General features: G+C 37.2%; 21 protein-coding genes. 12 read left to right on the forward strand and 9 right to left on the reverse strand.

Annotated features, from left to right (window positions below; all coding sequences use genetic code 11):
- Positions 1 to 155: 155 nt before the first annotated feature.
- The 11 genes from ACN076_RS07110 (at position 156) to ACN076_RS07160 (ending at position 9,274) form a co-directional block, all read left to right on the forward strand.
- Positions 156 to 1,142, forward strand: coding sequence for an N-acetylmuramoyl-L-alanine amidase family protein (locus tag ACN076_RS07110; RefSeq protein ID WP_420789693.1), 987 nt, complete (start codon positions 156 to 158; stop codon positions 1,140 to 1,142).
- A gap of 33 nt (positions 1,143 to 1,175) precedes the next feature.
- Positions 1,176 to 1,640: a hypothetical protein gene (locus ACN076_RS07115; RefSeq protein ID WP_420789694.1), complete on the forward strand. Its 465-nt coding sequence runs from the start codon at positions 1,176 to 1,178 to the stop codon at positions 1,638 to 1,640.
- A 4-nt stretch (positions 1,641 to 1,644) separates the two neighbouring features.
- Positions 1,645 to 2,694, forward strand: a complete 1,050-nt coding sequence (locus ACN076_RS07120; protein WP_420789695.1) for a DUF6287 domain-containing protein — start codon at positions 1,645 to 1,647, stop codon at positions 2,692 to 2,694.
- Between the two features lie 54 nt (positions 2,695 to 2,748).
- Positions 2,749 to 3,909, forward strand: coding sequence for a hypothetical protein (locus ACN076_RS07125; protein WP_420789696.1), 1,161 nt, complete (start codon positions 2,749 to 2,751; stop codon positions 3,907 to 3,909).
- Positions 3,910 to 4,147: 238 nt separating this feature from the next.
- A complete protein-coding gene (locus tag ACN076_RS07130; RefSeq protein ID WP_001272179.1) occupies positions 4,148 to 4,480 on the forward strand; it encodes a hypothetical protein in 333 nt (110 codons plus the stop codon).
- 3 nt (positions 4,481 to 4,483) lie between these two features.
- Positions 4,484 to 5,578: a cell division protein FtsK gene (locus ACN076_RS07135; protein ID WP_420789697.1), complete on the forward strand. Its 1,095-nt coding sequence runs from the start codon at positions 4,484 to 4,486 to the stop codon at positions 5,576 to 5,578.
- Positions 5,575 to 6,180 (forward strand): hypothetical protein, encoded by a 606-nt coding sequence (locus tag ACN076_RS07140; protein WP_420789698.1) that lies wholly within the window; start codon positions 5,575 to 5,577, stop codon positions 6,178 to 6,180. Before ACN076_RS07135 ends, ACN076_RS07140 begins: the two co-directional genes overlap by 4 nt.
- 149 nt (positions 6,181 to 6,329) lie before the next feature.
- Complete coding sequence (locus tag ACN076_RS07145) at positions 6,330 to 7,502, forward strand: Rep family protein (protein WP_420789699.1); 1,173 nt, start codon at positions 6,330 to 6,332, stop codon at positions 7,500 to 7,502.
- On the forward strand, positions 7,503 to 7,751 hold the full coding sequence (locus ACN076_RS07150) for a DUF3173 family protein (protein WP_420789700.1): 249 nt from the start codon (positions 7,503 to 7,505) through the stop codon (positions 7,749 to 7,751).
- A 1-nt stretch (position 7,752) separates the two neighbouring features.
- Positions 7,753 to 8,904 carry a tyrosine-type recombinase/integrase gene (locus ACN076_RS07155; protein WP_420789701.1) on the forward strand — a complete coding sequence of 384 codons (1,152 nt, stop codon included), beginning with the start codon at positions 7,753 to 7,755 and terminating at the stop codon, positions 8,902 to 8,904.
- Positions 8,905 to 8,974: 70 nt separating this feature from the next.
- Entirely contained in the window at positions 8,975 to 9,274 is a 300-nt protein-coding gene (locus ACN076_RS07160; protein ID WP_203176279.1) for a YbaB/EbfC family nucleoid-associated protein, read from the forward strand.
- A 109-nt stretch (positions 9,275 to 9,383) separates the two neighbouring features.
- On the opposite strand, the gene ACN076_RS07165 is transcribed toward ACN076_RS07160, so the two are convergent.
- The 7 genes from ACN076_RS07165 to ACN076_RS07195 all read right to left on the reverse strand — a co-directional run bounded on the left by ACN076_RS07165 (position 9,384) and on the right by ACN076_RS07195 (position 15,868).
- Positions 9,384 to 10,157 carry a potassium channel family protein gene (locus ACN076_RS07165; protein WP_203176280.1) on the reverse strand — a complete coding sequence of 258 codons (774 nt, stop codon included), beginning with the start codon at positions 10,155 to 10,157 and terminating at the stop codon, positions 9,384 to 9,386.
- 84 nt (positions 10,158 to 10,241) lie between these two features.
- Positions 10,242 to 11,051, reverse strand: coding sequence for an MBL fold metallo-hydrolase (locus ACN076_RS07170; RefSeq protein ID WP_000004964.1), 810 nt, complete (start codon positions 11,049 to 11,051; stop codon positions 10,242 to 10,244).
- Between the two features lies 1 nt (position 11,052).
- Positions 11,053 to 12,402 carry a cell wall metabolism sensor histidine kinase VicK gene (gene vicK, locus ACN076_RS07175; RefSeq protein ID WP_420789702.1) on the reverse strand — a complete coding sequence of 450 codons (1,350 nt, stop codon included), beginning with the start codon at positions 12,400 to 12,402 and terminating at the stop codon, positions 11,053 to 11,055.
- Positions 12,395 to 13,102, reverse strand: coding sequence for a response regulator YycF (gene yycF, locus ACN076_RS07180; RefSeq protein WP_261024623.1), 708 nt, complete (start codon positions 13,100 to 13,102; stop codon positions 12,395 to 12,397). The genes vicK and yycF overlap by 8 nt, the downstream gene beginning before the upstream one ends.
- A 55-nt stretch (positions 13,103 to 13,157) precedes the next feature.
- Positions 13,158 to 14,333, reverse strand: a complete 1,176-nt coding sequence (gene mutY, locus ACN076_RS07185; protein WP_420789703.1) for an A/G-specific adenine glycosylase — start codon at positions 14,331 to 14,333, stop codon at positions 13,158 to 13,160.
- A 312-nt stretch (positions 14,334 to 14,645) separates the two neighbouring features.
- Positions 14,646 to 14,921: an HU family DNA-binding protein gene (locus ACN076_RS07190; protein ID WP_049535169.1), complete on the reverse strand. Its 276-nt coding sequence runs from the start codon at positions 14,919 to 14,921 to the stop codon at positions 14,646 to 14,648.
- A 107-nt stretch (positions 14,922 to 15,028) separates the two neighbouring features.
- A complete protein-coding gene (locus tag ACN076_RS07195; protein WP_420789704.1) occupies positions 15,029 to 15,868 on the reverse strand; it encodes a DegV family protein in 840 nt (279 codons plus the stop codon).
- 140 nt (positions 15,869 to 16,008) lie between these two features.
- Between ACN076_RS07195 and ACN076_RS07200 the strand changes: the two genes are divergently transcribed.
- Complete coding sequence (locus ACN076_RS07200; protein WP_420789705.1) at positions 16,009 to 16,857, forward strand: YitT family protein; 849 nt, start codon at positions 16,009 to 16,011, stop codon at positions 16,855 to 16,857.
- Between the two features lie 87 nt (positions 16,858 to 16,944).
- Here the strand turns inward: ACN076_RS07200 and ACN076_RS07205 are convergent, their stop codons facing one another.
- Both ACN076_RS07205 and carB read right to left on the reverse strand, forming a co-directional pair.
- Positions 16,945 to 17,862, reverse strand: a complete 918-nt coding sequence (locus ACN076_RS07205; RefSeq protein WP_261127648.1) for a bifunctional riboflavin kinase/FAD synthetase — start codon at positions 17,860 to 17,862, stop codon at positions 16,945 to 16,947.
- Positions 17,863 to 18,163: 301 nt separating this feature from the next.
- Positions 18,164 to 21,340 (reverse strand): carbamoyl-phosphate synthase large subunit, encoded by a 3,177-nt coding sequence (gene carB, locus ACN076_RS07210; RefSeq protein WP_261127647.1) that lies wholly within the window; start codon positions 21,338 to 21,340, stop codon positions 18,164 to 18,166.
- Positions 21,341 to 21,651 lie beyond the last annotated feature (311 nt).

The raw sequence follows: 21,651 nt of genomic DNA on the forward strand, positions 1-21,651 counted from the left end.
TTTTAGAACCATTTTCGTTAGAAAAAAGGTTCTAAAATCCAGCATTTTGACCGATTATTATTACACTACCATTCTATCAAGTTTGTCCAAAAAAGTCTAGATTTTAGGACAAACTGATTACTTTACAACAAATAAAAATAGGGGGTATTAAATAAATGCACAAACAAACTAAAAAATTTACACTTGCAACTATCTCAGCTCTATCACTTCTTGGCACTGGAGTCATCACAACTAATCCAGTATCAGCTATCTCGAATACGAGTACTGAAAAACAAATAGAAGCAACAATTACAAAGGTTGAAATTCATCATTTTGGAGTTAAGTTTGAAGGTGTACTCTCAGAGCCACTACAACACGGAGGAGATAATGCATCTAGAGGAAATGTTACTCTAATTGATAAGGCTAGCGGAAAGGTTGTGTACCAACATAATAATGATGTCATCTTTAGTGGTCTAACTAATGACGTCAACGACCAATTTCTTTTACCTTTAATTTATAGCAATAAATTTAAAGGGGATGTTTTCGATATCAAACAGTTTCCTGCTGGAACATATATCTTGGAGATGTCTGGAGAGGCTGGTTCTCCACGCGATCACTCAGTTGATAACAGAAAACGTGTCTTTAAAGTTAGAAAAGAGGTTACTTTCGGAAATCCTTCAACAAATTCAAATACTAACACGACTACTCAATCAAGTTCGAATTCATCTAGCTCGTCAACTTCTACAAGTTCATCATCTGGAAACTATTCTAGCACGGATACAACCGTAACGAGCAACCAGTCTAAATCTACTTGGATGTATTCGAATGGTCGCTGGTGGTATAAGCACGCCAACGGCTCTTACAAAACTAACGGATGGGAAAAAATCAATGGTGTTTGGTACCGTTTTGACAACTCTGGCTGGATGCAAACAGGTTGGGTAAAAGACGGTAGTTGGTACTACCTCGACGGCTCAGGTGCAATGAAGACTGGTTGGCTCAAAGATAACGGTAGCTGGTACTATCTTCAAGACTCAGGAGCTATGAAAACAGGCTGGATGAAAGTATCTGGTAAATGGTACTATGCCTATAGCTCTGGTGCACTCGCAATCAATACGACTACACCAGATGGCTATCGTGTCAATTACAACGGTGAGTGGGTTTAACATACAATAGGAATAAATTAAGGAGACAATTATATGAACAAAGTTATAAAAATTGAAGATGAAACAGTTTATGTTGGAAAAGGTGATAATGGCCAATTTACTGCAATTTCAAGAAAAAGTTTTGGTTTTGAACCACAAGTAGGTGATTACGTAGAATTTTATCAAAAAGGTGATGAGTATATTGTTTCAAAAATAGATAACACATCTCCAGCTAGCTCTAGCCAACATTCAAATGGAGTGAGTGATAAATCTAAACTGGCCGCAGCATTATTTGCCCTATTTTTAGGAGCACTTGGTGGATACGATTTTTACATCGGAAATTCTAAACAAGGATACAAGCGTATCGGCATAACTCTACTGGCTATCATTCCTATATTGACACTATTTGTTGTTCTGGCAAATGTTATTTGGAATATTATAATTACTATTCAAGTTTTAACTTCTAAAACTGGTAGTAAATGGCACCAAGATGCCCAAGGCTTAGAATTACAAGATTAAATATATGAAAAAATTATTTCTATTCAGTATTAGTATTTTAGCTACCTCTATTTTAACGGCTTGCCAACATCAGAGTGAAAACACTTCTTCAGCAAGTTCTGAAGCAATTGCTTCAAGTACTAGTTCAACTTCTTCTACATCGGAAGAGAAGAAACCTGATTACACCCTATATAATCCTGTACTTAAAGAATATGCCAAAGTATTAGATGGTTCATCAGCTTCACCTAAAGAGCTCAATTCAAAAGCAAACTTAAAAAGTACTTATCCCAAGGAATACACTGGATTACAGTATAGCTTGTATGATTTAGACCAAGACGGTACGGACGAACTTTTGATTGCCCTAAAAATGGATTCTAACTATTACGATTTATTAGATATTCGAACTCTTAAAAATGGTGAAGTTATTCGACTGACCAATGCAGAAAACAATCTGGACTTTATTGGAGAGCGAGTACATTTTAATCCTTTAGAAAATGGTTATTTTCAATTATCTACCCGAGTATCTATTAATCAAATCCAACTTAAACTATACAAGTTAAATCAGGATGGAACACGATTAGACTTAGTTATCGAATCAGATACAGAAGAGGGACTGGGGACAAAACCACCTTCCCTTGACATAAGAGCTTTCTCCTGGAAATCTGTGACAAGTCTCATAAATGGAGAAACAACCCTTCCGTCAGAAAGTAAAAGGATGGATATTTCTGCAATTCAAAATGGAGATTTTTCTAGTGTTGCAGGCACTTGGAGGAATCGTACAGGTATTGAATTCACCTTTGACAAAAATGGTTTAGTAAGTGATCACTCCAAGATTTCAATTGAACATGCTAGAGAAATTGACCACTATCTTAAAGCAAGTTTACTTCCTAAAGATGAAGGTGCTGGTGGCTCTGCCCTTGCCTTTTTACCAGCTGGAATTCCTTTAACCATGTCGGTCACCTCTTCTCCAGATAATGGCTATACTGACTCGTCTGATATCACACAAGACCGCTTATGGTCTGGACAACAACTTATCAATGGTAGTACTGAGGGATTTTTCTATAAAGTAAAATAATTAACCTAACCACAGAGTAGAATATTTTCGGTTCTTTTTTATAAGGAGAAAATCATGGATTTTACAGAATATTTATATAAAAACATTGGAGAACGTGTTAGACTAGACAGACAAAGAAAAAATTTGAATTTGTCAAATTATTCTAGTCACATCTCTCGACGTGCTTTTGATAAAAATGTCAAAGAAACAGGAGATACACAAAATAATCCTATAACTGGCATCACACAAAAGAATATTAGCAAAATAGAAAAAGGAGAGCAGGAGAATTTTAGGAGTTTTTTATCGGATAATCAAATTAAAGCATTGACTGCTACTCTTGAATGTAATCAAGATGAATTACTTTTAGGAAATAAAGAACAGAAACAAGAAATCGTGAAAATTTTACTATTAGGATGTCTGCTAAATAATATAGATGTTCAGATTAACTCCGTTTCATCTGAAAAATGGCGAGATTTATATCACAAATCTCAATCTCTCGATATCAAACTTAATAAAGAAACTGAACGCTTAGGGAATATAATATTAAAATTTCTACTAACCTATCCTGCTTTCCAAAAGCACTTCATAAATTCTGTCTTTTATTATTCTGATAACTATCCTGATAAGTATATTCCTTATAAATCAAAAGATGCACAATACAGTGATTCTTTTAACCATAAATTACAAACTAAATATGCTAATGACTTGGAAAAAGTCAGTTCCCAACTTCAAACGTGGTACACTACTGATTTAGGGAATATTACTTCTGTTCTACTTCGTAAACCTGAAAATATCATCTATATATTCGAAGCATTCGAACATACTATATATAAAATAATTGATTTAATTTTTGATAAATTTTTAGAAACATTTAACAATAGCTTGAATACCAGAGGTAAAAATAATACTCCTAGCAAAATGATATACTATTTAGACTCCGATGTTCTTTTAAACATTTTATTGGGAGATGATATATACTATCTTTTAGTAAATGAACTGAAAAAAGAACAAATCGATAAAACTAATAGTCTCTTTCATATTCAATTTTTACAGTTACTCCAGTATCAAAATTTATTCTTGGAAAAAATACATAATAAATATGAGGATACTAGTGAGAACTATGATGCATTTAAACTCTATTCTGACTTAACTAAAATTATCAAATTTTATGAAAAAACAAAAGATAAACATCTAACTCTCTACATAAATGATTTTATAGATAATCAAGACTATTAGTCAAAATTACAGGCCTTGCTACTAAAATAGTGAGGCTTTTTTGTGTCATACCATATATGCTTTCTTATAATGTATACAAATTTATCTCTAAATTTCATTCTAGTGTATACACAGTCGTTGGTAAATCAAAATATAATAGATAATGTAAAGAACAACAAAGGTGCCTAGTTCATTACATAAAAATTTTTTACTAGAAATCAGCAAAATCCTAGGTATGCTGATTATGGAGGATTAGCACATGAGTGCTTTTAAATACAAGAATCCAGTTTATGGATATAACGTAGCCCTTTTCCATGAAATATTTGGAGAAAACCCTATCTTTAGTTCATTGTCCGCTGAAGAAGAAATTAAGTGGGTCTATAAGGACAATAAGAGGACTGACGAAGTAGATGGATTTAGCCGATATTTCATTATTCCTGGTCAGAATCCTTTTCTTGTCAAATTCCCCACTTCTCAAGAAATTGAACAATTCGCAGAAGTTGAGTTAGTCAATCCTGTTGCTTGCAAAGTGAAAAACAATGTTTATTTTAAAGCCGAATCGGTAAAAATTATCAAAGAAGGAGGCAAGTAATCAATGGTATTTCCGTTTATTCAACAAGAAAATAAACGGGAGTTTGTAGTGGATACTGAATATCTAGTCCAGTGTTTAGAAATAGGGTTGGGGAACAGCTCTGTTTCTTCAACTACAAATTCATTCCAGTTTATCTATGGCGACAATTATTTAGACTTTGTCCCGCGGTTTCCTTGTGCGTACATTTTGGATAACAATCTATACCAACAGATTTTTCAAATTCTATCTACAAGTGCTTACCCTATGTTGACATTTCTTAAACAACCATCGGCCTATATTGTCAAACGTGATGGTGTAAGTATTAACACTAGTCGTGCTTTTCGGTTTCCATTCTTTAGGGGAATACCTGAGAGATTGACGTATCAAAAGCTATCTGATGTCAGCGTTCAAAACGAAAGTTTTGAACTCATGAAAAATTATCGAATTGATTTCAATCGCATCGTTCATTGCTTGATTGCTGGTTCTTCTGGTTCTGGAAAGAGCTACGCTTTGACCTATCTAATCTCTGTTATTAATCAATTTGCTCATATAACAGTGGTTGACCCTAAATGTGATTCTATCTCTCGCTACTGCTTAAAACAGAACATACCTGTTCTTTATCAAGAGAAAGACTTCTCATCTGATGAATTTGTTTCCAAGGTAAACAGCTTGCTAAAAGTGGAACTAGATACTATCTATCAAAGACAATCGAAGCTTCTTGAAAATCCTTCTAAAAAATTTCAACACCGTTGTCTTGTGATTGATGAATTGCTTGCTTTAACATCTTTGACTTCTAAAAATGTCAAAGATACCTTTTTTGCACTATTATCCAATATTGCACTACTTGGACGAGCAACATCTGTCCACCTAATCCTAGTGAGCCAGCGGATGGATACAAACGCTTTACCTATTGCCGTTAGAGAGCAGTGTAATTTCTTGATACAACTTGGTTTAATCAACAGAAAAACGACAACGTTTTTATTCCCAGACTTGGATTCAGAGACAGGAATTGTCATTCCTAACGGAAAAGGAACTGGTATTGTTCAAGTCATTGATGGTATAACACCACCTAATGTCATGCCGTTGCTCGTACCAACTTTTAAAGGAGATAATTTATGAAAAATTTTTATAAAAAAATAATAAGACAAACCACTGTAATTACCGATAAACTCTATTACTTACTGCCTTTAGAATTATTTTTAGGCTTTCTATGGGGGTTATTTCTAGCAGGTATATGGTTTATTAACCAAGTTAGTACTATTGTCTCTTGGGACGCTTGGGGACAAATTCGGAATAATTTTCAAATAGGGCAATCTTTGCTATTTCAAACAATCACTATCGTCATGATTATCTATCTTTTAGCTCATACCATTCTTTGTATCGTATGGATAAAAGAAGATAAGTTTCTGAACTTTATCCGTACAATAAATCTATTAAGGATAATTCGAAAACAGATGAAAACGAAAGCCAGTGAAAGCGATAGTGAGGTTGTAAAAGAGTACAAATCTATTGTTAAATCTATCAGATGTATCATAACTAGTGACTATATCCTTGTTATAATACTACAGGCAAAAAATTCAGATGTTGATACAATTTTACAAAAAAAATTACCTTTTTTGTACGACTATCTGATAAGAGTCTATCGTAAAATATATATATTCTCTCCCACAGATAGTACTTCACTTAATCATATAATACAAGGGACGAGAAAGCATAATTGATTTGTATACCAGCGGAGCTTGCCGTAAGGCAAGAGCTCCGAGCTGGTTTTATGTTCCAATTTAGTCAGGACAGAACTATACTACTTCTGGGCTTGTTATTGAAGTAGTATAATGTTGTTCCATTGTTCCAAAAAAGAAAGGAGTTTTAAATGGTAAAAGCACGCAATGTCATGTTTGTTCAACAGATTGAGTATTTCCAACCTTCAAATTTACAAGATATCATCGAGTATATGACGAACATTCTAAAACCGCTTCGTTTTGCGGGAATATTGCATGATAAGGATATTGGGCAAGATGGAAACCTTGTCGCACCACATATACACCTTGTTTTACAGTTTGAAAGTGCTAGAAGTTTAAACAATCTTGCTAAGTTGACTAAACAACCAATACAGTGTTTTGAGCAGTGGAGGGGTTCAGTTAACAATGCTTATTCATATCTCGTCCATCACACGGAGTCTAATCAAGATAAATACCAATATTCTCCCAAAGAAGTTATTGCGAATTTTGACTATTTACTCCTATTAGACACTATCGAAAGAAATGTAACTAAACGATATGAAATAAATGACACTATGATTATAGATAATCTACTGGATCTACTTTATACTGGTAATATTACAAAATCAGAAATTGAACAACGACTTACTGGTTCACAATATGCCAAAGCAAGGCAAAAAATAGAAACCGTCTATTTAAAACGACTAGAAACACAAGCCGAACTATGGCGACAAGAAATGATTGACAGGAATGAAATTATTACGATTATTTGGCTTTTTGGAAAAGCGGGAACAGGGAAGACTCGTCTAGCACGTCAATACGCAGAACAGTACGACCTTAACTATTTTATTACGGGCTCAATCCGTGACCCTTTTCAACAATACAATTTAGAACACGTGATTATCTTAGACGAATTACGCCCCCATCAATTTGACTACTCAGACTTACTCAAAATGTTTGACCCTTACAATGTTAAAGCGATGGCAAGTAGTCGTTATTTTGATAAGCCGTTACTAGCTAATATTTATATCATCACTAGCCCCTACTCTCCCTATAATTTCTTTTTAGAATTAACTAAGAAAAGAAAAACAAGTCATATCGATTCTTGGGGCCAGCTAATGAGAAGATTATCCTTAGTAGTCGAAGTCAAAAAAGAGCATCTGCAATTTTACAAGTACGAACCAATGGACCAGATGTTTTATATAGACCATGGCAATAAATTACCAAACCCTTTTAAAAATCAGACTGATAGAGAAGAAACTATTCAAGACAAATCGTACCAGTTATTTTTAGAATTGAATAAGAAAAAGGAAAGGAATGAATAAATGCAAGAAATTCAAACAGTTACCTACATAGATATCACAAAACAAGGATATCCAGAAGGCACAGCTAGACGTGTTATACGAGAGGGTAAAAAATTACTTGTCGAAAGAGGTTTTCAACTTTATAAAAACAAAAGGATTGGAAGAATACCAAAGACTATTGCCGAAGAAATTCTTGGATTCAAAATCATCTCAAAAAATGATATAATAGATACTGTACTCTTCGCTACTGACATAGAAAGAGGAAAATAATATGTCAGTTATCAAAGGATACAAGGGAAAATGGAAAGTAGATATTACCGATGGCATAGACCCATTGACTGGTGAAATCAAACGGCATAGAAAGTCAGGATTTACCACTCGTAAAGAAGCTGTTCAATATGAAGCAGATTATCGATTAAACAAACTTCACCAAGTTCATATTAAAGATAAAATATCTGTTTCTCACCTTTACTCTTTAGTTCAACAAGAAGATGAACTCCGTGGGAATAAACGTGGTACCATTGATACACAGATATCCTATTATAACCAATATGTCTCTAAGTTTTTTGAGCATGCAGATATGTCTGCCATTACTATCCATGAAGTAAAAAAATTTAGAGATTGGTTGGTCAAACAACCAAGTGTCAAAGGAGGAACACTATCAAGCACGACCGTTAATCAGCTAATGATTTTTCTACATAAAATGTTTGATGTTGCTATCGCTAATCGTCTTAGACAAGATAATCCATGCAATGGACTAAGAAAACTGCCTGATAAACACAAGGAGATGTCTTATTTCACTCCTGAAGAATTCAAGCTATTTGATTCTCTGTTCACAGAAGATGAATATATGTTTCAGCTATTTTATCGAGTGCTGATGTTTACAGGCGTTCGTGTTGGCGAAGCATTGGCCTTAACTTGGAAACAGATTAATTTATCAGAGGGTTATATCGATATTAAGTATTCTGCTTACTTTCGTAATAACAAGGTCCATATCGGAACGGTAAAAACTACTCAATCCAATCGTCGAATTTATATTCATAAAGCATTCGTTCAAGAACTAACGGAATGGAAAGAAAAACAAGCTCACCTATTAGTAGAGTTTACGGACAATACAGAAGACTTACAAATCTTTCAAGACAGTCCTTTACAACTAACTGCTCCAATGGTTTCTAATCAAAAGATTAAATTGAAAAAAAGAATGCCTGCATCATTAAAAATGATTCGTAATCACGATTTCCGACACTCACATGCAGCATTTCTAGTTTCAAAAGGACTCAGAAATGGTGAAGGAAAAGATTATATATTTTTTACACTTATGAAACGACTTGGACACAGTAGTATTAATACAACAATCAACATCTACTCTCACCTATTCCCAACTCAACAAAAAGAAGTCGCCAATGCTTTTGACAACTTTTAGGGCAAAAAATGGCAAAAAAATTTATTAAAAAGGCTCAAAGCCTTGAAATGAAAGGAATCTTAAAAATCTTATGATGAACATGCAAAACATGATGCGCCAAGCACAAAAACTTCAAAAACAAATGGAACAAAGTCAAGCTGAACTTGCAGCTATGCAATTTGTTGGCAAATCTGCTCAAGATCTTGTCCAAGCGACCTTAACTGGCGATAAGAAAGTTGTCAGCATTAACTTCAATCCAGCTGTCGTTGACCCAGAAGACCTCGAAACCCTTTCTGATATGACCGTTCAAGCCATCAACTCAGCTCTTGAACAAATCGATGAAACGACCAAGAAAAAATTAGGTGCTTTCGCCGGGAAATTGCCATTCTAATAAAAATCACAAAAACGCATAATGTAAGGTGCCAGACCTTGATATTATGCGTTTTATTGTGTCAAGACTTACTTGATTTCTCCTCGAATCAAGTTTTGTCTCACCTTTATTATATTTTTTCAACTAAGTCTTTTATCATTCGATGTAGTTCTTCTATCTTTTCAGATTGTTTCTCTATTAATATTCTCTGACTAGATAATTCATCTTGGAGTTTATCAAATTGTATCTGTTCATCTGGATTCTCCTTTACAAAAAAATTCGTTAAGGTACTTGTTAACATTCCTATTGTACTAATCCCTACCAACATTAATAAAACAGCTATCCATTTCCCAAAAAGGGAAACTGGAACAATATCACCATAACCAACAGTGGTTACTGTCACAAGAGCCCACCAAAGACTATCTGAGAATGATTTTTCTTCAACTACAGATAAAATTGAACTTCCTACTAGCACGATAAAGATATTAACATACAAGATATAAATCAGGCCATTTGTCCGTAAGAATCTACTAATTTTTCTTTCTAATTTACCTGTAAGTCCAATTATTCTAAGTAAACGAGTCAGTTTCAGTAATTTTGTCAGTCTTGCTAGGCGAAAGATACGTCCTAATCGAAACACTGTAAAAATAGCATTTAAAGGCAGGATAGCTAGCAGATCAAAGATATTTTCAATTATGAATCGCCATTTCTCTTTACTTAAAAAGAACCGCCATCCATAATCTACCACAAAAACACCCCAAAGTAGTAAATCAATAATGTTGTACGGAGGATTGTCCAAATCGACCATCTCAGCAAATCCAAGCAAGACTAGAACAACAGATATCAACGCAAGTATGATAATTGATGTGTCATAGTAATCCTTAAATAACCATTTTCTTTTCACGCTATTTCTCCTATACCATTTTTGAACATTATACCACAACAAATATCTACTAATTTATAAAAAAGAAGGCCCTCGCCTTCTTTTTTATATATCTGTCAATGGTGTTGCGGTATCTGGTGAGGTATCGTAAACCTTAAAGTCTACTCCTACACCTAGATCAGCTTGCGCCAGCTGATTGACCATGGTCATATGAGCCAGTTCCTTGATATTGTTCTCCTTAGATAAATGCCCAAGGTAGATCTTCTTAGTGCGGTTTCCTAAGGTCCGAATCATAGCTTCAGCACCATCCTCATTAGAAAGGTGACCAAGATCCGATAGGATTCGTTGTTTGAGTCGCCAAGCGTAAGAACCTGCTCGCAAAATCTCCACATCATGATTAGATTCTATGAGATAGCCATCCGCATTTTCAACAATGCCAGCCATACGATCACTAACATAACCTGTATCAGTCAGCATGACAAAACTCTTGTCATCCTTCATAAAGCGATAGAACTGCGGTGCGACTGCGTCATGGCTAACACCAAAACTCTCGATGTCGATATCTCCAAAGGTTTTGGTTTTGCCCATTTCAAAGATATGCTTTTGCGAAGAATCCACCTTGCCAAGATACTTGCTGTTTTCCATAGCCTGCCAGGTCTTTTCATTGGCATACAAATCCATACCATACTTACGAGCCAAAACACCTACTCCATGAATATGGTCAGAATGCTCATGCGTAATCAGGATGGCATCCAAATCTTCTGGCTTGCGATTAATTTCAGCAAGTAGGCTGGTAATTTTTTTCCCAGACAAGCCGGCATCCACTAAAAGTTTCTTTTTTGGAGTTTCCAGATAAAAGGAATTGCCACTGGAACCCGACGCTAAAATACTGTATTTAAAGCCTGTTTCACTCATTCTAGTCTTCTACTTCATCCTCCCATACTTCTTCTTTCACTGCATCCTTATCATAAGGGAGCACAATGGTGAAGGTTGATCCCTTACCGTATTCACTCTTAGCCCAAATAAAGCCCTCATGTTGTTTGACAATTTCTTTAGCAATTGCTAGTCCTAGACCCGTACCACCTTGGGCACGACTTCTAGCGCGATCCACACGATAAAAACGGTCAAAGATACGTGGTAAATCCTGCTTAGGAATACCCAATCCTTGGTCTGAGATGGATAAAATCATCTGATCATCGGTTGTCTTCATGGTCACTGTAATTTTCCCACCATCTGGAGAATACTTAATAGCATTGTTAAGAATGTTGTCAATCACCTGTGTCATTTTATCTGTATCAATCTCTATCCAGACTGAAGTAATCGGATAATCCCTTACCAAATCATATTTCTTCTCTTCATCTGGTCCCCTCATCTTATCAAAACGGTTAAGAATAAAGGTAATAAAAGCAGTGAAATTAATCAGCTCTACATCCAAATGACTGGTTGCATTATCAATACGTGAAAGATGGAGAAGGTCTGTCACCATCCGCATCATACGGTTAGTTTCGTCTAGAGAGACCTTGATAAAGTCTGGTGCAACAGGTTCTGATAATGCTCCTTCATCCAAGGCTTCAAGATAAGATTTCACACTAGTTAGAGGAGTACGTAGCTCATGACTAACGTTGGAAACAAAGAGCCTCCGTTCGCGCTCTTCCTTCTCCTGCTCCGTCGTATCGTGTAAAACAGCAACCAGACCAGAGATAAAGCCAGACTCTCGACGAATCAAGGCAAAGCGAACACGAAGGCTCAGATACTCACCATTAGCATCCTGAGAATCAATGATGAGTTCAGGAATTTGGGTAATCAAATCACGAAGTTCATACTCATCTTCAATCTTAAGCAACTCTAGGATACTCTTGTTGAGAACATCTTCTTTCTGAACACCTAACTGTTTCTTAGCCATGTCATTAATCATGGTAATCTTGCCACGACGATTGGTCGCAAGGACTCCGTCCGTCATATAAGAGAGGATACTATGTAATCGTTTACTCTCTTGTTCCAGATTTTCTTGGGTTAAACGAATTACTTCTGATAAATCATTGAGATTATTGGTAATATTGGTGATTTCAGAGCTTCCCTGCATATCCAATACCTGAGAATAATCTCCTGCAATCAGGTCTTTTACCTTTTGATTGATTTGCTTCAACCGAATATTATCCCGACGATTTTCTAGTAAAAGCAAGGTCACGACTAAAATAAAGCCAAGTAGAATGAGGATAAAGATAAAATCACTGGTTAAAACTGTGTCTTTAATTAGTTTAATCATTATTTCTCATATAATAACCAACACCGCGACGTGTTAGAATATACTCCGGACGACTTGGTGTGTCTTCAATCTTCTCACGCAAACGTCTGATAGTTACGTCAACTGTTCGAACATCTCCGAAATAATCATACCCCCATACCGTTTCAAGCAAGTGTTCACGCGTAATTACTTGACCGATATGAGAAGCCAAGTGGTACAAAAGCTCAAATTCACGGTGAGTTAAGTCTAGTTCTTCACCGTATTTCTTAGCAACATAGGCATCTGGAACAATCTCCAAGTCCCCAATTTGCAAGGGTTGAGTTTTATTTTCATCTGATTCTTGATTATCTACAGAAGTCAAATCTGTACGACGAAGGAGAGCTTTAACACGCGCCTGCAACTCACGATTTGAGAAGGGTTTGGTCACATAGTCATCCGCACCAAGCTCCAAACCGATAACCTTATCAAATTCACTGTCTTTCGCTGAAAGCATGATAATAGGTACACTACTGGTCTTGCGAATAGTCTTAGCAACTTCTAAACCATCAATTTCGGGAAGCATCAAATCCAGAATAATAATATCTGGCTGCTCTGCTTCAAATTGTTCTAGTGCTTCACGACCATTAAAAGCAGTTACAACTTCGTAACCTTCCTTGGTCATATTAAACTTGATAATATCCGAGATTGGTTTTTCATCATCTACAATTAATATTTTTTTCATATGTTCACCTTTTTCTCTACTATTATACCAAAAAAATAGCAAGAAGACACAATAGCTAGTCTTTGCTACTGTCTAAGTTGGCTTGTGCATAAGCCTGCCAGATTTTTTGTTGGGGTTTGGCAAGTGGAACATCCTTGAACTCTTCTGGTGAAAGCCAGCGAACTTCCCTATCTGAAAAATCATGGAAGTCACTCACTTGACCTGCTACAATTTGAACATGCCATTTACGATGACTAAAGACATGCTTGACAGTCTCAAAATCAACATCAAGCCAATCAACATCTAGGTCATAGTCCTGCTGGAAACTCTCTTCTGGACTGGGGCCAAAATTCACACTTTCTTCTGCAACCTGATGGAAGAGGTTAAACTGCTCCTCTTGCGAAAAGTCATCTACTTCTACCAGTGGGAAATGCCAAAAACCTGCCAATAGCTTTTCACTTTCATTTTTTTCAAGTAAAAATTGTCCTTGAGTATTTTTGACCACTAAGGCTTTAAGATAAATGGGAATTGGCTTTTTCTTGGGAGCCTTAATTGGATAACGGTCCATTGTGCCATTCTGATATGCCGCACTGAAGTCCTTAATTGGACTCTCTTCTGGCCTAGGATTAACTGGCGCCTCAATATCAGATCCTAAGTCCATCAAAGCTTGATTAAAGTCACCAGGCCTTTCTGGGTCAATCAAGATTTCCATCATTGCCTGAAAAATTTTGCGATTACTTGGAATCCCAATATCATGGTTGACTTCGAACAGACGGGCCAAAACACGCATAACATTACCATCTACAGCTGGCTCAGGCAAGTTAAAAGCAATACTGGAAATGGCTCCTGCTGTGTAAGGTCCAATTCCTTTCAGGCTGGAAATTCCTTCATAGGTGTTTGGAAATTGACCACCAAAATCAGCCATAATCTGTTGAGCAGCAGCCTGCATATTACGAACTCGAGAATAATAGCCCAAACCTTCCCAAGCCTTCAACAAACCTTCTTCAGGTGCAGTTGCCAAACTTTCCACGGTCGGAAACCATTCCAAGAATCGTTTATAATAGGGAATAACCGTATCCACCCTGGTCTGCTGGAGCATGATTTCAGACACCCAGATATGATAAGGATTTTTACTTCTGCGCCACGGTAAATCTCTTTTGTTTTCATCATACCAACTAAGAAGTTTCTCACGGAAAGAAATGATCTTTTCCTCCGACCACATGACGATACCGTATTCTTTCAAATCTAACATATCTCTAGTATAACACAGAAGATTTCACCTGTCTTTTTATCTGATTTATAATATTTTCAATAGATAGTATATGATTTTTCTTTCTACTTAAATATTTGATATGATTACAACTGAAAATCAATAAAATATCATAGAATGCGATTATCCACCTTCAGGGTTTGATTTTGAGACAAATAAACCATAAAGACTCATCTCTCTTATAAAACAATGAAAATGCAGGTTGATATCATCCTAAAACAAGTGAAAAAATGAAAAATAAAAGCCTGTCACACAAGCTCAAATGCTTGATATGATAGGCTTTTCAAAGGCTGATTATTTAACAGCGTCTTTAAGAGCTTTACCAGCTTTGAATGCTGGAACTTTAGAAGCTGCAATTGTGATTTCTTTACCAGTTTGTGGGTTGCGACCTTTACGTGCAGCACGCTCACGAACTTCAAAGTTACCAAAACCGATCAATTGAACTTTTTCACCAGCTGCAAGGTAATCAGTTACTGCTGCGAATACAGCTTCAACTGCTGCTGCTGAGTCTTTCTTAGTCAATTCTGTAGCTTCTGCTACTTTAGCGATCAAATCTTGTTTGTTTGCCATGTTAATGATTCCTCCAAATTAATTTCTAATTAACAAATATAATCATATCCTAAAATCCCTTATAGGTCAAGTTAAAAACGCTGTTTATTTGCATTTTCTTTATTTTTTTAGGAATGGTAACGTACCAAAATAGCCCACGCATTCTCGCCTGTATGAGTCTGAATAATAGAACCTGTTTCTAAAACAGAAATTGGTTTTTCAACATAGGCTTGTAAACTTTCTTTCATCTCTTTTGCCCAGTCAGCATTACCAGAATATGAAATTCCAATCTCTGCTACAGAACGTTCAGAGAGAGATGTTGTCAACTCATCTAACCATTTTTTAAAGGTTTTAGCTCCACGACCTTTAACAATTGGCTGTAATTCATGGTCTTTCATTTGCATGACAACACGGATATTGAGAAGGGAGCTCAACAATCCAGTTACACGGCCAATTCGTCCACCTTTTACTAGGTTTTCTAGAGTAGAAACACCAATATAGAGCTCCGTATGATTTTTTACCTCTTCAACGTGAGATAAAATTTCCGCCATATCTTTGCCTTCTTGTGCTAATTTCGCAGCCTCAACAACTTGGAATTTCAAGGCTTGGTCAGTGAAGGAACTATCGATAACTGTCACATCGGCAGTAGACAGGCTGGCACCTTGACGCGCTGCTTCTACAGTCCCTGAAAGAGCATGGGACATATGAATAGCAAGAATCTGGCTACCATCCTTGCATAGGTCGTCAAATACTTCAGCAAAGACACCTACAGGTGGTTGACTTGTTTTCGGAAGATTCTTACTTGCTTGCATCAACTGAAGAAATTTACCCTCTTCTTTCAAATCAGCATCCGAATAAACAACATTATCAATCATTACAGATAATGGAACAATTGTAATATCTAATTGTTTTACGAGTTCTGGTTCAATAGTAACAGATGAATCAGTTACAATCTTAATTTTTGTCATAGTATCAATCTTTCTATTTTAGGATTCAGATTGGTTTTCTTACTTCTAATTATATCAAAAAAAGATTAAAAATCCTAATGGAGTCATTCAAATTTTCCTTAAAAATTTGATATAATCTACTTATAAGAAAAGAGGTTCCTATGATTAAAAAAATTTATCCCGTTTTAACCATTTTACTAGGTGCTGCCATTTATGCTTTTGGGCTAACTTATTTTGTAGTTCCTCATCACCTCTTTGAAGGAGGAGCGACAGGTATTACCCTCATCACCTTTTATCTTTTTAAAATCCCTGTTTCCCTCATGAACCTGCTGATTAACATTCCCCTTTTTATCCTAGCTTGGAAAATATTTGGAGCAAAATCCCTCTATTCTAGTTTGCTTGGAACCTTAGCTTTGTCCGCCTGGTTGGCTTTTTTTGAGCGTATTCCCCTTCATATTGATCTTCAAGGTGATTTACTGATTACTGCACTTATAGCGGGAATTCTATTGGGAATCGGTCTTGGAATTATATTTAATGCTGGAGGTACAACTGGTGGTACTGATATTCTAGCTCGTATTCTCAATAAATACACTCATATATCAATGGGAAAACTGCTCTTTATCTTAGATTTTTGTATTCTCATGCTCATTCTCCTAATCTTCAAGGACTTGAGATTGGTTTCTTACACGCTCTTATTTGATTTTATCGTTTCTCGTGTCATTGATTTGATTGGAGAAGGTGGCTATGCTGGTAAAGGCTTTATGATTATCACAAAACGTCCTGACCAACTTGCTAAAGCAATTAATGATGATCTAGGAAGAGGCGTTACTTTTATTTCTGGTCAAGGCTACTATAGTCAAAAAGATTTGAAGATTATCTACTGTATTGTCGGTAGAAATGAGATTGTGAAAATGAAGGAAATGATTCATCGAATCGATCCTCAAGCCTTTATAACTATTACAGAAGCCCATGAAATCCTTGGAGAAGGATTCACCTTTGAAAAAGAATAAAAAGAGGTAGTGTAATGACCTCAAAAGTTAGACTTATTCATCTATCTTTTGGGTTACAAACAACCTCTTTTTTAATTATCCAAACTCTTAAGACCAATTTCGAGCTACTTCTTCATCAGCCTTTAACTGATCCACTAAGTGGTCAACTGAGTCAAATTTGGTCATGTCTCGAATACGATCAAGCCAATAAACCATGACGGTTTCCCCATAAATATCTTGATTAAAATCAAAAATATTGACTTCAAAACGCGCTTCTTCTCCATCAAAGGTCACATTTTTTCCAACACTAGCCATAGCACGATACTTCTGTCTTTGAATCTCAACATCAACGACATAAACACCATCTGCCGGCATATAAGTACGATCTAAAAGCACCAAATTAGCTGTTGGATAACCAATCGTACGACCACGAGCATTGCCATGAACCACCATACCTCTTGATGGAAGCGGTGCCCCCAAAAGTTCTCCTGCTTCTTTCACATTTCCATCTAAAATAGCTTGACGGATACGAGTTGAACTAATCTTTCCTTTCTCATCTTCTACAGGTGGAACGATAATGACTTCTCCATCAAAGTAATCCTTTAAGTCCTCTGCCGTTTTTTGGTCAGAACCAAATGTATAATCAAAACCTGCAACAATAATTTTAGCATTCATAGCCTTAATATAAGTTGCGAAAAATTCTTCTGCCGTGAGACTAGCGAATTGACTACTAAAATCAAGGAGATATAATTCTTCTACGCCTTCACGCTTTAGTTTCCTCTCACGTTCAGCAGGGTTCAAAATATGCAAAAACAGATCCGGATGATAGGACTCTAAAGCAATCTTTGGAGATTCATTAAAGGTCATAACGACGATAGGTAATAAATCTTTTCTCGCAGCCTTATTGGCAACACGAAATAATTCTTGATGCCCCTTGTGTATACCATCAAAATAGCCGAGAACAACGACTGAATCAGATGGTGTGCCAATATCTTTTTGGTTTTTTATAGGAATAGTAATAATCATAAAATAATTATATCATAGCGATAGCTATTTCTGGAACAGAAAATCTGAAATGTCGTTTTTTTCACCTGAAATAGCCATTTTTTCAAAAGGGAGTAGCATGCAAATTTATATTGATCTGATATACTAGAATTACAAAAAAGGGGAACGATTAACATCATAAGCCATTCTCAATTTATTCTTATCGTATCACAATTCATAATCATCCTTGAGTGAAGAACTGATAGTTGAATAGCCTGCACTAATATCGCAAAAGCCAGCGTCAGAAAACGCTGGCTTTAAAAATGTGAAAAATTTTTCTCAACTAGATCGCTTCTGTGACAAAACTACGGCTTTCCAACACTTTGAGCATGGCGTTAGCTGTATCTAGGGCTGTGAAGAGGGGCACACCGTGTTCAATGGCTGAACGGCGAATCTGCTCACCATCTTCGTCAGCAGTACGTTTGGTTCCCACTGTGTTAATAATAGCTTGAATTCTTCCTTTGCGGACAAAACTTGGAATATCTTTATCGTCATCACCTATCTTACCAACAGGTTGAGCTTGAAGTCCATGACTGGCAAAGAAAGCTGCTGTCCCTTCTGTCGCAAGGATTCCATAGCCAATATTTTGAAAACGACGAGCTAAGTCCAAAGCTTCTTCTTTTGTATCATCAGCAATGGTAAATACAACATTACCAAAGGTTGGCAAATGTAAGTAAGAAGCTTCAAAAGCTTTATAGAGAGCTTTTTCCAAAGTCGTATCAGAACCCATAACTTCACCTGTTGACTTCATTTCAGGACCGAGCAAGCTGTCTACCTTAGCTAGTTTGGTAAAGGAAAAGACAGGTGCCTTGATATGAACTCGAGTGCTTTCAGGGTAAAGACCATCTTGGTAGCCAAGTTCTGATAAACTTTGACCAAGAATGAGCTTGGTTGCTACCTGCGCCATAGGAATATTGGTCACCTTAGAAAGGAATGGAACAGTACGACTGGCACGTGGATTAACCTCAATAACATAGACTTTTTCATCCTTGATGACAAACTGAATATTCATCATTCCCAAGCAGTTTAGCCCAATCGCTAGGCGTTTGGTGTAGTCTGCAATGGTTTCTTGGACCTTTTGAGATAAGGTCTGTGGAGGATAAACCGCCATTGAGTCACCTGAGTGAACACCAGCTCGTTCGATGTGCTCCATGATACCAGGGATGAGAACATTTTCTCCATCTGAAATGGCATCAACTTCGCACTCTTGACCAACGATATAAGAGTCGACAAGAACTGGGTGATCTGGACTAGCCTTAACCGCTGTACGCATGTAAGAACGAAGATCTTCTTCATTTTCAACGATTTCCATGGCACGTCCACCAAGTACATAAGATGGGCGAACGAGAACTGGAAAGCCAATCTTGCGAGCTGCAAGCACTGCTTCTTCTTCATTGGTAGCTGTTTGTCCTGGTGGCTGTGGAATATCCAAGTCTTTAAGAGCTTGCTCAAAGAGGTCACGGTCTTCAGCTCGGTCTAGGTCAGCGACTTGCGTTCCCAAAATGGTCACACCTGCTTTGGCTAATGGCTCCGCAAGGTTAATAGCTGTTTGACCACCAAACTGAACAATAACTCCTTTTGGTTGTTCCAAATCGATAACATTCATAACATCTTCGAATGTCAATGGTTCAAAGTAGAGCTTGTCAGACACAGAGAAATCTGTAGAAACGGTCTCTGGATTGGAGTTCATGATAATGGCTTCATAACCAGCAGCCTGGATAGCCTTAACAGAGTGAACAGTTGCGTAGTCAAACTCAACTCCTTGTCCGATACGGATTGGACCTGAACCTAGGACAAGTACAGATTCCTTATCTGATTTGATAGACTCATTTTCCCATCCATAGGTTGAATAGAAATATGGTGTTTCAGAGTCAAACTCAGCCGCACAGGTATCAACCATCTTGTAGACTGGGACAATCTTGTTTTCCAAACGAAGTTGGCGCACTTGGTCAGCTGTCGTTTCCCATAGTTCAGCAATCTTACGGTCTGAGAAGCCATTTAATTTTGCAGTTTTCAAAACTTCAAGATCTTGTGGATGGGCACCCAACTCCTGCTCAATCTCAAAGATATGTAGAAGTTTATCGAGATAAAAGATATCGATTTTTGTAAGTTCTGCAATTTCTTCTGGTGTGTAACCACGGCGAATAGCTTCTGACACATAGAAGAGACGGTCATCTTGGGCCTTAACAACCTTTTCAATCAAGGCATCATCAGAAACTGCTGCAAGCTCATGCATTTCATTGTGGTGCACCCCAATTTCAAGGGAACGACAAGCTTTAAGGAGAGATTCTTCGATGTTTCGACCGATTGCCATGACTTCTCCAGTGGCCTTCATCTGTGTCCCAAGACGGCGCTCACCCTTTTCAAACTTGTCAAATGGGAAACGTGGAATCTTGGCAACGACGTAGTCAAGGGCTGGCTCAAACATGGCATAGGTTGAACCCGTGACTGGGTTAATAACCTCATCCAAGGTCAAACCGACGGCAATCTTAGCAGCCAATTTGGCAATTGGGTAACCTGTCGCCTTAGAAGCAAGGGCTGACGAACGCGATACACGAGGGTTTACTTCGATGACATAGTACTTGAAGCTGTGGGGATCAAGGGCCAACTGAACGTTACATCCCCCTTCAATCTTAAGGGCACGAATGATGCTCAAGCTCGCATCACGTAGCATTTGGTTTTCATAATCTGACATGGTTTGCGCAGGGGCAAATACAATGGAATCCCCTGTGTGAATCCCAACTGGGTCAAAGTTTTCCATGTTACAAACAACCAAAGCATTGTCAGCTGAGTCACGCATCACTTCGTATTCGATTTCCTTGAAACCAGCAATAGAACGCTCAATCAAACATTGGGTAACAGGTGACAATTTCAAACCATTTTCAGCGATTTCACGCAATTCTTCCTCGTTGGCACACATACCACCACCAGTACCACCAAGTGTAAAGGCTGGACGGACGATGACTGGGTAGCCAATTGTTGCTGCAAAGGCAACAGCTTCTTCGACTGTGTTGACAATTTCAGATTCTGGAATTGGTTGGTTGAGCTCTTCCATCAATTGTTTAAAGAGGTCACGGTCCTCCGCTTGATCAATGGCAGATAGTTTAGTACCCAGAAGTTCAACACCAAGCTCATCTAGGATACCATTTTTAGACAATTCCATGGCCATATTAAGACCAGTTTGCCCACCAAGGGTTGGTAGCAAGGCATCTGGACGTTCCTTACGAAGAATACGCGTTACAAACTCAAGTGTAATTGGTTCAATATAAACCTTGTCCGCAATCTCCTTGTCCGTCATGATGGTGGCAGGGTTTGAGTTAACCAAGACAACCTCATAACCTTCCTCTTTCAACGACAAGCAAGCCTGGGTCCCAGCATAGTCAAACTCAGCAGCCTGACCAATAATAATCGGACCAGAACCAATCACCATAATTTTTTGAATATCAGTACGTTTAGGCATAGTTTATGATACAAAGCCCGTAAAGAACACAGTGAAAATAGGAAACTAGGTTCAGACGCCTTCAGCGTCAAGACGATGTTTATCTTTTTCACACAGTTCTTAGGGCGTGTTCACTTCCGCGAACAATGTATCTTCTCCTTTCTATTCGGCAACTCTCAGGTTGCCATTAAATAAATTCTCCGACGATTTTTTAGCGAAACGATACTTTTCGGTAAAAAATCTAGTGCAGGGAGTTTTTAGTTCGCCTGATAGCGACTAAAAGAAACGACCTGCCTTTCTATTCGTCGCCTCACAGAGCGACATTAAATAAG

It is taken from the genome of Streptococcus sp. K0074 (genome assembly GCF_048843365.1).
Lineage (GTDB): Bacteria > Bacillota > Bacilli > Lactobacillales > Streptococcaceae > Streptococcus > Streptococcus mitis_BM.